The following is a 12,961-nucleotide window of genomic DNA, read 5'->3' as shown; positions in this document are numbered from 1 at the left end:
GGCCATAGTGGACTGCGTGTGAAGCGTCGCTGAGCGTCATCGTCCGACCGCGCTTCCAAAGCGTGGTTCTGGTTGGCTGCCGTAGCGGTTTCAAGATCAAACCCGCAATGCATCGCACCCGATGCAATGACGAAGTCGCCGTCAACACCGGACAAAAAACCCGTGTAGACACATAGATCACTGGCTCGGGAAACCGAGTACCTACCGCTCATTTTCCGCACTTACGCGTAGAGGAACGGCCATCGATCCAAACATCGATCTCGGCTACTTTCCATCGCTTACAGCCTGGCGAAAGCGCATATGGGCAGGGGAAGTCTTCGTGCTCATGAATCCACCGCCAAACGGTTGATCGTGACACGGAAAGACGAGCTGCAAGCTCTTTATCGCTAATGAACATCTGGGCATCCTTTGTTTGTTACAGATGCCAGAGTGCTCTTACATTTCGAAAACTATTGAATGCCGGTTATTACTTGGGACATAACCGCCACGGGCGACAAAAGGTTCCTACCATCGCGAATTTCGGCCTTGCGATCCAAATATATCCTCTTGATTTCTTTATAAGAAGTTAGCTTTCGGTAGCCTATGGCGACTAGCGCCTTGGACACTGCATCGCAGGCGCTAATTTCTGCTGACGTGTCGTTGCGGGTCGCCGGGGTCATACCTTGGTCAACCAGAGATTGGACGACACTATGTATCAAATGATCTCGTTCTATGTTGTCGCCTGGCCACCCACGCGACCAGCGACTTGGTCTTTTAGGCCTTTTTTCTTCGCCTGGCTTTTCGGAGAGAAAGTCCATCAACCATAAACGCAGAGGGGTTGGGAGTTCTTCTTGCTTGTAGATGAGTTCTAACGCGACAAGGCGGGTCGCCTCCCAAGATAAGCCTTGCGTTGCCGAAAGCTCCACCAACATGGTTATTTCTTCTTGTTGCCCTCTTCTAATAGCCTCGAGAGCCAACTTTGCCATTATTTCTGCTTGAGTAGGAATTTCTGAAATGCCTTCCAGCATTTTCTTTGCCTGTTCTATCGCATCTCGAAATTGCATTTAAACCTCAACTCCACGAACAAAATTATTCCAATCCGCCATCATTTTCCTGCGCTTCTCAATGACATCTGATCTCGCATAAGCCTGTTCGACTTTAGATCCAAGATAGTGCCAAAGGGCTGCCTCAGATAAGTTCCATTCATAAGATGTGCGCTCTGAAGCCCAGTCTTTCATGCTAGAACGAAAACCGTGCGGAACTGCAACTTCTCCAGTTTGAGCGTCAAAGAAGCCACGATTGCCATTTCGCAAATCAGCATCGTGAGTTTTCTTCAAGACCTCAGCGATAGACGCATCAGACAGAGCACCGCCACGAGGCGCGACAAACACATATTTTGAACCGGCGTGCCTCGGAGATCTGTCGAGGATGTCTTTCATCGCCTCTGTTAATGGTACCCGCCTAGGCCCCATCTTTCTGGTTACCTTAGATGATTGCCGTAGCGGCTGTACGGTCCAAACCATGTTATCGAAGTCCACCTCATCCCAAGTCATGAAACGAACAGCACCTGTCCTAGTTGCGGTCAAAAACTGAAAGCTGAGTGCCAACTTTGAGACTCCAGATCGACTTTGAATTGCTTGCCAACAGCGCTGGACATCCTGCAATTGCACTGCCGGGAAGTGTTGTTCATCCGACCCATCCGCAGTTTTTGGCAGCAGTTTTGATAACTTCCCCGTCCATTCCGCCGGATTGTCGCCTTCCCGATATCCCTTCGCAGCACAGAAATCCAACGTCGAACGGAGCTTTCTTCGCAGTTTGTCCGCGGTAGCTCGCTTTTCGGACCAAATTGGTAGCAGCACTTCAACGATGTGATCTGTAGCGATTTCAGACGTTGATTTCGCCCCAAGCACCGCCATTGCATACTCATCAACGCTATTTCTCCAGTTCTTCCGGTAACTCCCTTCTGCCAACTCACTTTGCTTGATAGGGACATACTGTTCGAAAGCATCGCGAAATAAGATGCTTTGTTTTTCTTGATCTAAGAGGAATTTTCGCAACTGCTTGCGTTCTTCAATCGGATTAATGCCCTGTCTAATCTTTGCTTTGTTCTCCGAAGCGGACAGCCGGGCTTCTTTCAAAGACACTTCGGGGTACGAACCCAATCCAATCTCGCGACGCTTGCCACCAATTGGTGTCCGAAGCAGCCAAGAACGCCCCCCGCCTTCGGTAACCTGCAGGTAGAGTCCGGGGACCCCTCCTACGGGGTGAACACCCGACGCAAGCCTCTTCACCTCAATCGCGGACAGCTCCTTCGCTCGCCTTGGCATAAATCAAAACCCACCATTCTACCCACCATAGTGACTACAATTTAATGCGACATGCTGCAACTGGATGAGACATAAAAATGGAGAAGTATTTGACTATATCAAATTTATTCAGACACTTATCAGCCCACATGAGGCAAGATCAGACATTACCATGAAGTTGGTACTCGCCTCCAATAAAATCAATGACTTGCGTCATCCTTTCTCTCCTTCACTGCCATTTTTGAAACAACCGTTGAAACTTTCACGTTTCGGTCTTGCTTCGTTCCATTTGATTTCTTGCCTCTTGAGCGCGCTTCGCGAGCTCTCTTTGCCGGATCGGCCCACCGTACTTTTTGAGCATCTCAACGCCTGAATGGCCGGTGACGGCTTTGACCATCTCGTCATCACACCCAGCCAGATACAGCTCAATCGTCGCATTTTTCCTGAGCCCGTGCGTTTTGTAGTAGCTCGCCTTCTCGTGCTTCATCTTCTTTTTGATGGAGCGCATTTCCTCGGCGATGATGCGATAGCTGACCGACCTGCCCTTAGCGTCAGTCACGACCGTGCCGTCCGTTCGCTCGAGCCCGTCCAGGTGAGCCTTGAGACGATCAGTGAGCGGGATCCACAGCGGCTTGTCGGTTTTACCCTGAGTGAAATCGAATCCTTCGTCGGAAAAGTGTGCCCACTTCATCTTTACGACGTCGCCAATTCGCTGGCCTGTGCCAACGCAAAGCTCGTAGACCAGTCGCGCACGCTCAGAAGCCAGCGCTTCGAACTCTGCGCGGACATCGTCCGGCCAAGGCTCCCAGCCATCGCTCTGCTGCTTGAAGAGCGGAATGCCTTTCGCCGGATTGCCGTGCTCCTTCTTAATAAAGCCAATCAATCGTGCGTGGTTCATCAAGACGACCATGACCTGGACGAGATAATTGGCTTGCCGCCAGTGATCCGCATTGGCGCGGTGCAATTCGTAGATATGATGGGTCTCGATCCTGGCCGGGTCTTTCTCCGCCCAGATTTCACGAATGTGGCTGATGTACCGCCGATAGTCGGATCTCGTCCGGGGCTTCAGCTTTTTGTAGGCGTCGCTCTCGTAGTAGCTCAGGATTAAGGCCTCAAAGTTACGTTTCACCGGCGCAGGCGCTGGCTTTCCTTTAAGCAGGCGATTGTAATGATCCCAAAATTCCAGAGTACCCGCTTCCTCGTGCATCATAACAGAGATGCCGCGCGAACGCCGGATGAACCGAATGTATCCTCTGTCATTGTAGACGTATTTTGGAAGGCTCTTGCGGGTCATTCGCCCATTCTCAGGTCACTGTTGAGAAAGTCGTCAGCTGCCTCTGGCGCGACCATGTTGGCATCGACGATGACACTGCCATCTGGCTTGATCTCGAACTTCGCGCGTTGCCAACCTGCCTCCCGCGCCTCGCGGATAAAAGCCGAGGCCGCTTGTTTCGCTTTCGTCTGTGCACTTGCTTTCGTCATCTTATCGACACCTCTCTCACCTCGTTAACAACGCGCATTATCACCCTGATCTATAGTGATTTTCCCAAATGCACCGGGTGCAGAACGTCTGTCCTTTGCCGCGCGAATTGCGCGGATCACCTCAGAATTCTGGGAGTTGCCATTGCGATCGGACTCCGCCTTGATCCACTCCTTGAGCTCTTGCGGAAGCCGAAGTTGCATTGGTTTACGACTGTTCATGAAACGCCTCCTGGTTGAAACATTATCCCGTTAGTGGCACTTAGCCACTATTGCGTCAATCGCTTTTTATGGCACAGTGCCACTATGGCAGAACAAAGCTCTCAGAATCAGGATAAATTTATCGTGCGGCTGCCGGACGGCCTGCGCGATAGGATACGCCTCGCGGCTGAGGCCAACCACCGCAGTATGAATGCTGAGGTGGTTGCCCTACTCGAAGAAAATTATCCGGCCCCTGTGCCGGAAAAACTGGAAGACCCCGCCGCGCGGCTGCTCTTCTGGCTCGCGAAGCGCATCCGCCGAAGAAGCCCGAAGCCCGGCTCTCCCAGAGACAAGCAAGCAGCCTTGTATGAGCGCATTGCGGTCGATATCTCTGAACGCATGAAGGATATCGGGGAATAGCCCTAATAGGCCACCCACTCATATCCGTGGTTGCCTTCGTGATCCTCCCATTCAACGCCGACGCCTCGTCGCCAATTCGATGACGAACAGCGTCGCGACGGCAAAACCCATTGCGGGGCGGCCGCTGGTGTCGTGCGTTGCCAGCCGAATTCGCCCCGCGTGCCGTAGGTCCCGAGGCGCATGTTGTAACTCTCAGAACAATCATCGTCGCGACCACGTTCGCGATGGCTGTAGTGCCGAACATCCCAGACGCGGATCGAGCGCACGAAATCGAATTCTAGGCCGCTGATGTCGATGTCTGCGCCACTTTCCACCACCTGTGCCAGAATGACGTGACCAAGTGTCTGGCCGATTTGGTTGCTGGCCTCCCAAGTTGTCGGGGCCGTGCTTTGCATAGGCGCGCGCTCCGCAACACCCATCGGACAACGCCAGATTTGCAGAGGTGGCTCAATCGGCCAAGGCGTGATCCGACGGATGAACACAGCACGGGCATGAGCGCATTCTGCTGACGCGGGCCACCCACCAGCCAGGCAAAGCAGAATGGCGCAGTCAACCTGATAGGCTTTTGCCGCCTGTGGAGCCACACTGGAAAGCAGAGACATTGCGACCCCAAAGAACCAATTCCTGATAGATCTGCACCACATATCAATATATGCCTTTTGCTACATTACTGTATTATTGTAAGTGTAGCTCCAACAGCCCCCTTCACACCATATACGAGAACATCATTTGTGATGCTCGCGCGCGTTTTGTGGAATATATTCCGTAGAGCAGTTCTTGTGATCTGGCCGAATACAGGCCATGAAATTGCGGGAACGAGTAGGGCTAAATGTACGGAATCTAAGAAATTCCAGAGGATTGAGCCAAGAACAATTAGCCTTAGCTGCGGAAGTCGATCGCAGCTATATCAGCGAGATCGAGCTCGCCAAAAATTCGGCATCAATCGATGTTCTGGAGCGGATCGCGGATGCTCTCGGCGTCGATCCAAAGGAATTGTTTAACGAGAGGGGCTAGTTTTGCCCGAATTTGAGAGTGCTCGCACAACGGCCGAAGCCATCGGCCGCATTACATGTATTGAGACAGGCGAAGAAATTGGCTTGCTGTATCATTGGGACAATGGTGAGACGCAGGCGGCGCTTTACGATGATGGTCATCCTGAAACATCAAACTGCTCAGATCATCCCGCTGAAACGGACATTGGCGCAAACCGCAGCTAACGGCCGGAAGAATCTCATTTTATCAAATGCGGCGTGTTGCCTGGAGGTCTGCTATCGGGTGAGTGGCTTTTTTCTTAGGGCGGTTGGAGTTCATACCACCTGACAGAGGGCTCGCGTTGTAATGGATCGGAAACTGAGATAGCTTCGCTGTGTGAAGTGCCTTCGAAACATAACCTCAATACTGCTTGTTGTTCTTCTGGTCTTTATGACGGGGCTGAGCAGCGCTTCGCATGCTTTATCCATGGGTTGCGTTGGTGGGCATTGTGACGAGCACAAGGTCATGCCTGTGGTCGAAAATCACACTGGCCACGCTTTGGGGGAATTGACGAGCAGCACACTGCTTGGATCAGATGGGATAGAGCATGACGAATGCAATCCATTCCTGTGCAATTCTCTCGCGCTAATACTGCTAACTTCCGACGCAGTTTTTGACCAATCCGAGGCCGTATTGGGTTGGCAGGTTGGCCACCTCTCAACTCTGGAAGAGCCGGACAACCCGGACAGACCACCCAACCTTTGAATCAGGATTTCAGCGCTGCTTGCGTGAGTGATCAGCGTTTTAGAAAGGTCGCAGGAACACTGCGGCCCGCCCCTGTTTCACAAGGTTAGGACCATTCCATGAACAAAAAAAACATCGTGATCGGCGCGTGCGCTGTGGCAGCCGTCGCTGCATACCTCGTTCTTCGACCCGGCCCCGCAGAGGAAGTCGCGCAAGTGGAACCTGTTGAAGGTAACGCAATTGTTGCGATCCAGATGCCGCAAATCGACGGCAACGCAGCGATAGGCCAACGCATATTCGAGAATACCTGTACCGCCTGTCACGGCACCAACGCTGTTGGTGTTGAGGGCGCGGGACCACCATTGATCCATGTTATCTATGAGCCCAGCCATCACGCCGACGAGTCCTTTCAGCGCGCGGTTGCGGTGGGTGTCAGAAGCCATCACTGGCGGTTTGGTGACATGCCGCCGGTTGAAGGCTTGACCCGTGGCGACGTTGCCATGGTCATCTCCTACATCCGCGAAATCCAGCGCGCCAACGGAATTAACTAAAGGATACCCCAATGAAAAAACTTGCCACATTTGCTTTGATGACCGTTCTGGCGACCAGTGCGTTTGCGCATTCACCCGTAGATCACACAACGCCTGAGAATGGCGCGACAATCACGGAAGTCCCGCCCGAGATCAGCTTCAACTTTGCCAATGATATCCGTCTTACACGGGTGGATATGCTTCATCAGGATCATCCGTCTGTACGGCTTGATCTCAGGGATCAAACGAGCTTTGACCGTGTGTTCACGCTGCCCCTCGAAGGCATGGGGAAAGGCACCTACCGCATCGAATGGCGGGGATTAGGTTCAGACGGGCACGCCATGCAGGGCGAATTCTCGTTCACGGTGGAATGACCATGCCGGATATCTGGGGAATAGCCGCGATATTCGCCAAACTGACGCTGTATTTTGGCGTCGTTGGGTCGACCGGGCTTGTGATCATTCTAGCGACCTTTCCAAATCTGGTGCTACCACTATGCCGCCGGATCAAGGCGAAGGCTGTGGTGTTGGCGGGACTTTCCATATTCGCAGCGATGTTCGGCTTCATGCTGCGCGGAGCCGCCCTGACGGGTGGAGCCGATGGCATGACGGATCCCGAAATGCTCGGGCTGTTGTGGCAAACACCGGTTGGCGACGTTTTGGTTTATCGGATTGCGGGTATGGCAATCCTAATCGCGGGAATGTTCATTCCCCGTTTAGGGAGGTGGGTTTCACTTGCTGGCGGGACCATTGCCTTATGGTCCTTTGCAAAAATCGGGCACGTACCTGACTTGCAGCAAACTGGCGTTCGTCTGCTCCTTCTATTGCACCTTCTTGGTATCGCGTTCTGGATCGGTATCCTTGGCCCCTTACGGAACCTGTCACGACTGCCAGAACACTTGGACGACGCGGCCCTGCTGGGGCATCGCTTTGGGCAAGCGGCGGCAGTGATTGTCCCGGTGCTGATCCTGGCAGGCCTGTTGATGGCCTGGCTGTTGCTGGGCGATCTGAGAGCACTCTTGTCGACCGGGTATGGGCAAACCCTTCTGATCAAGCTGGTGCTTGTCGGCGCGATCCTGATTCTGGCAGCCGCAAACAAACTTCGTTTTGTTCCCGCCATGCAGGCCGGAGACAGCAAAGCCGCGCAGCATCTGGCGCGCTCCATCAAAATTGAAACAGCGGTCATCCTGGTCGTGCTTGCGGCCACCGCAACACTCACCAGCGTTCTGACCCTTCCAAACTGAGGCCTTCCATGAACAGACGAGAATTTTTGATCACGACAAGCGTGGCGGCACTGGTTCCGCGTATCTCGATTGCGTCAACCCCTGCGGAGTTGATTGCGCAGCCGGTCAGCGCGCAAATCCTGCCCGACGGAGAACCGGCTACGCCAATGTTGGGTTTCAACGGCAGCACGCCCGGACCAGTGCTGCGGACACGTCAGGGCGAAGTCTTTGACATCTGGTTCCGGAACCAGATCGGCGAGGGATCGACGGTGCATTGGCATGGGCTGCGTATCGACAATGCAATGGATGGCGTTCCGGGCCTGACGCAAGACGTCGTCGAAGCGGATGCCGAGTTCGCCTATCGTTTCCGTGCGCCGGATGCAGGCACCTTCTGGTACCATTCGCACAACCGATCTTGGGAACAGGTTGCAAAGGGGCTCTATGGCCCGTTGATCGTGGACGAGTTGACGCCACCGGACGTGGATCACGATTTGATCGTGTTGATAGATGATTGGCGCATGACCGAAGCGGGCACGCTGGCCGATGGTTTCGAAAATATGCACGATCAGGCGCATCAGGGGCGGCTCGGCAACTATGCCCGTGCTCTTGTCGAACCGAGCACGCCCGTCCGTCGTGGTGATCGTGTGCGACTTCGTCTGATCAATGTCGCGACCGACAGGATTTTCCCGGTTGAGATTGAAGGTGTCGACGGCAAGATCGTTGCAAATGACGGAATGCCCCTTGTCAGTCCACAGGAGTTATCCAGTCTCATTCTCGCCCCGGCCCAACGCGCGGACATCATCGCGGATGTCACTTCCCCGGACCAAATCGCCTTCATGTTTCCCACGCAGGACGGCCCCTACTTGCTGGGTGAAATCCCCGTTGAGGACGCGAACACGGAGCGGCAACCATCGGAGATTTCTGCGTTGCCACCAAACGAGGTTACGCAGCCCGACTTAGACAATGCGGTTTCCCTGACGCTTACCATGGAAGGTGGGGCCATGAGCCGTCGCATGATGCAAGGTATGATGGGTGGCGATATCTGGGCGTTCAACGGGCAGTCCGGTCTGACGGATACCCCGTTTCATCTGTTCGAACGCGGGCAGACAGCGCGTATTCGTCTGGTGAACGACACCCGTTTCCCGCATGGCATCCATCTGCACGGGCATCATTTCTTTGAGGTCGGGGCTGACGACGGACTGGGCGCTATCCGGGACACAACACTTGTGGACGCGGGGGAGACCCGCGACATCGTCTGCGTGTTCGACAACCCCGGAAAATGGCTGTTGCATTGTCACATGCTGGGGCATCAGGCGGCGGGTATGAAAACATGGGTGGAAGTCGCATGAAACGCATTCTGATCATCGCTGCTTGTAGCGTCGCGACTGGCGCAATCGCCGGTCACGAACTGGATGACCGGGACTTGGCCAATGGGCGGGTCCTCTACGTCGAACAATGCGCGTCCTGCCATGGCGCAAATCTCGAAGGGCAGCCCGACTGGCGCACGCCCGACGAAAACGGCGTTCTGCCTGCACCACCCCATGATGAGACCGGGCACACATGGCACCACGATAACCAGCTTCTCTTCGAATACACTCGGCTTGGTGGAGAGGAAGCATTGGCTGCGCGCGGTGTCACCGGCTTCGCAAGCGGTATGCCGGGTTTTGGCGATGCTCTCACCGATGACGATATTTGGGACATCCTGACCTATATCAGATCAACCTGGCCGGACCGCGTTCAGCAAATTCAAGCCGGTCGCAACCCACCGCACAACTAAGGAAGGCGGTCTTCGCTACGTGGCGTGGGAGCATAGCGCCCGCGCCCGGTTTTTGTCAGCAATCCCCGATCAGACAGATCTCTGAGGGCCCGATAGCAGGCTTCTTTGGTCAACCCGATCTGGTTGGCGAATTGTGTGACCGAACCGGTCAGCTTGCCCAATTCTACCGCCAGCAATACGCGGTCGTTCGCTGATTTCAAAGCGTGCAGCGTCAATAGCTGGCGGTAATCCTGCACCTGCACCGCCAATCGCTTGGTGATCCCTTCCGAAAAAGCGGTGTCTTCGCGTAGTTGCTTCTGGATGGCTTGCTTCGAAATCCGAACAACTTCGGATGGAGCAGTACAAATCGCATCGCAGTGGTAGTGATCCGAATAAATGGATGCTTCGGCAAACATGTCGCCAGTCTGAGCGTTGTAGATCGTTACGGAGTTTCCAGATTCCGTCACGCGAGTTAGGCAGATGCCACCTGACGCCACAAAGAATATGCCCTTTGTGGTGTCGCCCTGCCGGAACACGTGGTCTCCAATGGAATAACGCATTTGAGACAGAGATTTTTCATCCAATGCGCCGAACGGGGTGGGTAACATGTGATTTCAATCATATTCGGATCTGCGTCTGGGGTGTAGCAAGCCACCAACCCCAAATGCAAGAACGGACATCCCATGATCAGATCGACACTTTGCGCCCTCGTTGCGCTCATAGCCCTTCCAGCCGCCGCCCAACATGCCCATCAGGGCTCGGACGGCCCTTTGGAAACAGGGCAGTCCGCCTTCGCCGCAATTTCGGAAATCGTACAAATCCTGTCAGACGACCCCGGTACCGACTGGACCAAGGTCAATATTCAGGCGCTGCGCGATCATCTGGTGGATATGGATTTGGTCACGACCCAAGCGACCGTGAACACTCAGACCGAAGGCAGGATAGTCGAGTTTCGCGTCACCGGCGAGCGGATTGTGGCCGATGCCGTCGCGCGCATGGCGACGGCACATTCACCGATGTTGGAATTGGCAACTGGATGGACGGTGACTGCTGAACCGTCCACGGACGGAGCGACCATGCGCATCGAGGTCCAGACCGAACAGGAGCTTGCCCGCGTCCTTGGCCTCGGGTTCTTCGGCGTTATGGCAATCGGGGCGCACCATCAGGCGCACCACATACAGATGGCTTCCGGTGAAGATCCGCATCACTGATGCGATCCAGCCAAGACGCAGTGATTGGAGCTTGCACAGCCAACGGGTATTTTGCCCGAGACTGTCACCATAAGATTGAGCAACTTTGGACGGCAGGTTGACGTAAAATAGCGAAGGTCGGTTTTGTCGCTCATTCAACTTTCAGAAAAACCGTCTGACCCGTTTAGCATAATCCTCAAACGCAGTGCCGTACTGATCCTTTAGCCAACGCTCTTCAGCAAATGGGGTGACCACCAATATCGCAATTACCGGAGCGCCAACCGCGAACACCCAGGGCGCAGCTGACAAGATCATCCACCCGCCGACGATAGCAATATCGGCCACATATTGCGGATTTCGAGAATACCGATACATGCCTTCGGTGCGCAGCGTGCCCTTGGCACCACCCGTCTGGGGCACTCCGAAGTGCGAGACCTCCAGCCAGACAATGACATTGCCGATCACTATTAGTGGAAGTCCGACCCCGAAGCGCAGCCAACCTTGAATGGCGGCGTTGCCCCAACCCAGTATCCCCAAGACGATGAGGATGCCGAACAGCGTGAAAGTCGGCACCCAGACGAACACTGGCGTAAGGGCGGTATACTGTTTCGGCGGCCATATGCGGCGCTTGGGAAAAACAATCGACCATAGGATTGCTGTGAGCGTCGCTGCTGCAACCCCGAAGCCGAGATAGATGATAGCTGTCTGCATCATGTTTCTACATGCCCGTGCTCGATCATCTGGCGGCGCTCCGCGAGAGCCTGGCGCACGATCTGATAGGCCGAGGACAGAAACAGTCCCGCCATGACGGTTGCGACGATCAAGTCCGGCCAGCCACTTGCCGTGCCCCAGACGCCTAACGCAGCAAACATGACCGCGACATTTCCAATAGCGTCGTTGCGCGAGCACAGCCAAACTGACCGAACGTTGGCGTCGCCGTCTTTGTATCTGACAAGCAAGAGAACACTCGCCAGATTGGTGAGCAGGGCAAGAAAGCCCACTGCACCCATGATCTCGGCGGTTGGGACACCAACGTAGAAGACGCGGTAGACGGTAGAGCCGAAGACCCACAACCCCATCAACAGAAGGCTGACCCCCTTGAACAAGGCGGCGTTCGTGCGCGCTCTGATTGAAGCCCCGATGACCGCCAGCGAAATGCCGTAGGTCAGGGCGTCGCCTGCGAAGTCGAGGGCATCCGCTTGCAGGGCTTGCGAGTTGGCCAGATGGCCCGCAGCCATCTCGACCACGAACATCGTTGCGTTCAGGGCAATGACGATCCAAAGCCGCCGTTTATAGTCGTCCGAGACGCCTTCGAATTTGGCATCGTGTCCACAGCATCCAGGCATTAGGTTGCCTCCTGCGTTTCAGGGATTGATTGATCTGGAACAAGGGCTGCTTCGCCGCCGGGAATATCCGGCACGTGGCCTTTGCGCATCCTCCTGACGCGGTGGTTCATCCAATGGCGAATGATGACACGATAGAGAAGCCCCTTCACGCCGGTCAGCTGACGGTGGGTTGCATAAAAGGCATCGGGGTCATCGAAGGTGCCGAAGTCGTGATTGATTCCGGTCTTTTGTATGTAGGTGCTGACCCCGCGCCATTCGACGTTTGGGTTCTGAAGGCAATCCGTGCCCGCACCATAGGCGCAGAGCGATTTACGCTCTGGAAAGGTATTTTGCAGGGCCGCCAGGACGGGTGCATCTAGGATGAAACCCTCCAAGTTCAGCCACGCCCCGCCGTGATAGATTTCGACCCATGAATGGATGATGTTGGCAGGCGCAAGCGGATAAACCAGCTCTGGCACGACCCCGCGCTGTAACCGCTTGTCGATGGTAAAGCCATGAAAGCGGCACGGCATTCCAAGGGCGCGCAGAAGCGCCATCAGCAAGGTGCCCTTCGTGTTGCACTGCCCATAGCCATCGGACAGCACCCTGGACGCCGGCAGCGCATCATCGGAGTTGTAACCGAACAGGATTTCGTTGCGGACAAAGTCATAGGCGGCACCGATACGGTCGGCGTTTGAAAGGTTCATCCAGCCACGATCAGCAACAAGGCGCTGAATAGGGCCAGCCTCGAAATCCAGAAGGGATGTTGGGGACAGGAATTGATCGGTCATCGTAGCCTCTTGAGTCTGTGTCCCACCCTATTTACAATCTCTAGTG

The 12,961-nt window shown here is 54.8% G+C and carries 20 protein-coding genes; 9 read left to right on the top strand and 11 right to left on the bottom strand.

Annotated elements, in window-relative coordinates; translation table 11 throughout:
* Nucleotides 1-208: 208 nt before the first annotated feature.
* From ABJF76_RS10465 to ABJF76_RS10440, 6 genes are all read right to left on the bottom strand, one after another.
* On the bottom strand, nt 209-397 hold the full coding sequence (locus ABJF76_RS10465) for a helix-turn-helix transcriptional regulator (protein ID WP_413821066.1): 189 nt from the start codon (nt 395-397) through the stop codon (nt 209-211).
* Nucleotides 398-449: 52 nt separating this feature from the next.
* Nucleotides 450-1,043 (bottom strand): hypothetical protein, encoded by a 594-nt coding sequence (locus ABJF76_RS10460; RefSeq protein WP_413821065.1) that lies wholly within the window; start codon nt 1,041-1,043, stop codon nt 450-452.
* Nucleotides 1,044-2,306: a tyrosine-type recombinase/integrase gene (locus ABJF76_RS10455; RefSeq protein WP_413821064.1), complete on the bottom strand. Its 1,263-nt coding sequence runs from the start codon at nt 2,304-2,306 to the stop codon at nt 1,044-1,046.
* A gap of 241 nt (nt 2,307-2,547) precedes the next feature.
* The gene (gene xerC / locus ABJF76_RS10450; RefSeq protein WP_413821063.1) at nt 2,548-3,579 is read right to left on the bottom strand and encodes a site-specific integrase; all 1,032 of its coding nucleotides are present in this window, start codon (nt 3,577-3,579) and stop codon (nt 2,548-2,550) included.
* Nucleotides 3,576-3,767, bottom strand: coding sequence for a hypothetical protein (locus tag ABJF76_RS10445; protein WP_024096637.1), 192 nt, complete (start codon nt 3,765-3,767; stop codon nt 3,576-3,578). Before ABJF76_RS10445 ends, xerC begins: the two co-directional genes overlap by 4 nt.
* Nucleotides 3,768-3,791: 24 nt before the next feature.
* A complete protein-coding gene (locus ABJF76_RS10440; RefSeq protein WP_413821586.1) occupies nt 3,792-3,968 on the bottom strand; it encodes an Arc family DNA-binding protein in 177 nt (58 codons plus the stop codon).
* 102 nt (nt 3,969-4,070) lie between these two features.
* Between ABJF76_RS10440 and ABJF76_RS10435 the strand changes: the two genes are divergently transcribed.
* Nucleotides 4,071-4,385, top strand: a complete 315-nt coding sequence (locus tag ABJF76_RS10435) for an Arc family DNA-binding protein (RefSeq protein ID WP_058289260.1) — start codon at nt 4,071-4,073, stop codon at nt 4,383-4,385.
* A gap of 2 nt (nt 4,386-4,387) precedes the next feature.
* On the opposite strand, the gene ABJF76_RS10430 is transcribed toward ABJF76_RS10435, so the two are convergent.
* Nucleotides 4,388-4,987, bottom strand: a complete 600-nt coding sequence (locus ABJF76_RS10430) for a hypothetical protein (protein ID WP_282094139.1) — start codon at nt 4,985-4,987, stop codon at nt 4,388-4,390.
* A gap of 199 nt (nt 4,988-5,186) precedes the next feature.
* Between ABJF76_RS10430 and ABJF76_RS10425 the strand changes: the two genes are divergently transcribed.
* From ABJF76_RS10425 to ABJF76_RS10395, 7 genes are all read left to right on the top strand, one after another.
* Complete coding sequence (locus ABJF76_RS10425; protein ID WP_035262737.1) at nt 5,187-5,399, top strand: helix-turn-helix domain-containing protein; 213 nt, start codon at nt 5,187-5,189, stop codon at nt 5,397-5,399.
* A 2-nt stretch (nt 5,400-5,401) separates the two neighbouring features.
* Entirely contained in the window at nt 5,402-5,602 is a 201-nt protein-coding gene (locus ABJF76_RS10420) for a hypothetical protein (RefSeq protein ID WP_282094140.1), read from the top strand.
* 618 nt (nt 5,603-6,220) lie between these two features.
* Complete coding sequence (locus ABJF76_RS10415; protein ID WP_348499324.1) at nt 6,221-6,652, top strand: cytochrome c; 432 nt, start codon at nt 6,221-6,223, stop codon at nt 6,650-6,652.
* Between the two features lie 11 nt (nt 6,653-6,663).
* Nucleotides 6,664-7,005, top strand: a complete 342-nt coding sequence (locus tag ABJF76_RS10410) for a copper resistance protein CopC (protein ID WP_215264021.1) — start codon at nt 6,664-6,666, stop codon at nt 7,003-7,005.
* A 2-nt stretch (nt 7,006-7,007) separates the two neighbouring features.
* Nucleotides 7,008-7,874: a copper resistance D family protein gene (locus tag ABJF76_RS10405; RefSeq protein ID WP_348499325.1), complete on the top strand. Its 867-nt coding sequence runs from the start codon at nt 7,008-7,010 to the stop codon at nt 7,872-7,874.
* Between the two features lie 8 nt (nt 7,875-7,882).
* Complete coding sequence (locus ABJF76_RS10400; RefSeq protein ID WP_348499326.1) at nt 7,883-9,202, top strand: multicopper oxidase family protein; 1,320 nt, start codon at nt 7,883-7,885, stop codon at nt 9,200-9,202.
* Nucleotides 9,199-9,630: a c-type cytochrome gene (locus ABJF76_RS10395; RefSeq protein WP_282094145.1), complete on the top strand. Its 432-nt coding sequence runs from the start codon at nt 9,199-9,201 to the stop codon at nt 9,628-9,630. The genes ABJF76_RS10400 and ABJF76_RS10395 overlap by 4 nt, the downstream gene beginning before the upstream one ends.
* Here ABJF76_RS10395 and ABJF76_RS10390 read toward each other — a convergent pair.
* Nucleotides 9,627-10,217, bottom strand: coding sequence for a Crp/Fnr family transcriptional regulator (locus ABJF76_RS10390; RefSeq protein WP_164644535.1), 591 nt, complete (start codon nt 10,215-10,217; stop codon nt 9,627-9,629). The genes ABJF76_RS10395 and ABJF76_RS10390 overlap by 4 nt on opposite strands.
* A gap of 75 nt (nt 10,218-10,292) precedes the next feature.
* Here ABJF76_RS10390 and ABJF76_RS10385 point away from each other — a divergent pair, with 75 nt between their 5' ends.
* On the top strand, nt 10,293-10,820 hold the full coding sequence (locus tag ABJF76_RS10385) for a hypothetical protein (RefSeq protein ID WP_348499327.1): 528 nt from the start codon (nt 10,293-10,295) through the stop codon (nt 10,818-10,820).
* 141 nt (nt 10,821-10,961) lie between these two features.
* Here ABJF76_RS10385 and ABJF76_RS10380 read toward each other — a convergent pair whose 3' ends face one another.
* The 3 genes from ABJF76_RS10380 to ABJF76_RS10370 are packed head-to-tail and all read right to left on the bottom strand — an operon-like array spanning nt 10,962 to nt 12,915.
* The gene (locus tag ABJF76_RS10380) at nt 10,962-11,513 is read right to left on the bottom strand and encodes a methyltransferase family protein (RefSeq protein WP_074942177.1); all 552 of its coding nucleotides are present in this window, start codon (nt 11,511-11,513) and stop codon (nt 10,962-10,964) included.
* Nucleotides 11,510-12,145, bottom strand: a complete 636-nt coding sequence (locus tag ABJF76_RS10375) for a cation transporter (RefSeq protein ID WP_058289269.1) — start codon at nt 12,143-12,145, stop codon at nt 11,510-11,512. The genes ABJF76_RS10380 and ABJF76_RS10375 overlap by 4 nt, the downstream gene beginning before the upstream one ends.
* Complete coding sequence (locus ABJF76_RS10370; protein ID WP_035262765.1) at nt 12,145-12,915, bottom strand: transglutaminase-like domain-containing protein; 771 nt, start codon at nt 12,913-12,915, stop codon at nt 12,145-12,147. The genes ABJF76_RS10375 and ABJF76_RS10370 overlap by 1 nt, the downstream gene beginning before the upstream one ends.
* Between the last annotated feature and the right edge of the window lie 46 nt (nt 12,916-12,961).

Origin of the sequence: Tateyamaria sp. (assembly GCF_039940735.1) — a bacterium.
In the GTDB taxonomy this organism is placed as follows: Bacteria; Pseudomonadota; Alphaproteobacteria; order Rhodobacterales; family Rhodobacteraceae; genus Tateyamaria.
The sequence above is the reverse complement of the archived record's forward strand: the minus strand, read 5'-3'. Positions and strand labels throughout refer to the sequence as shown.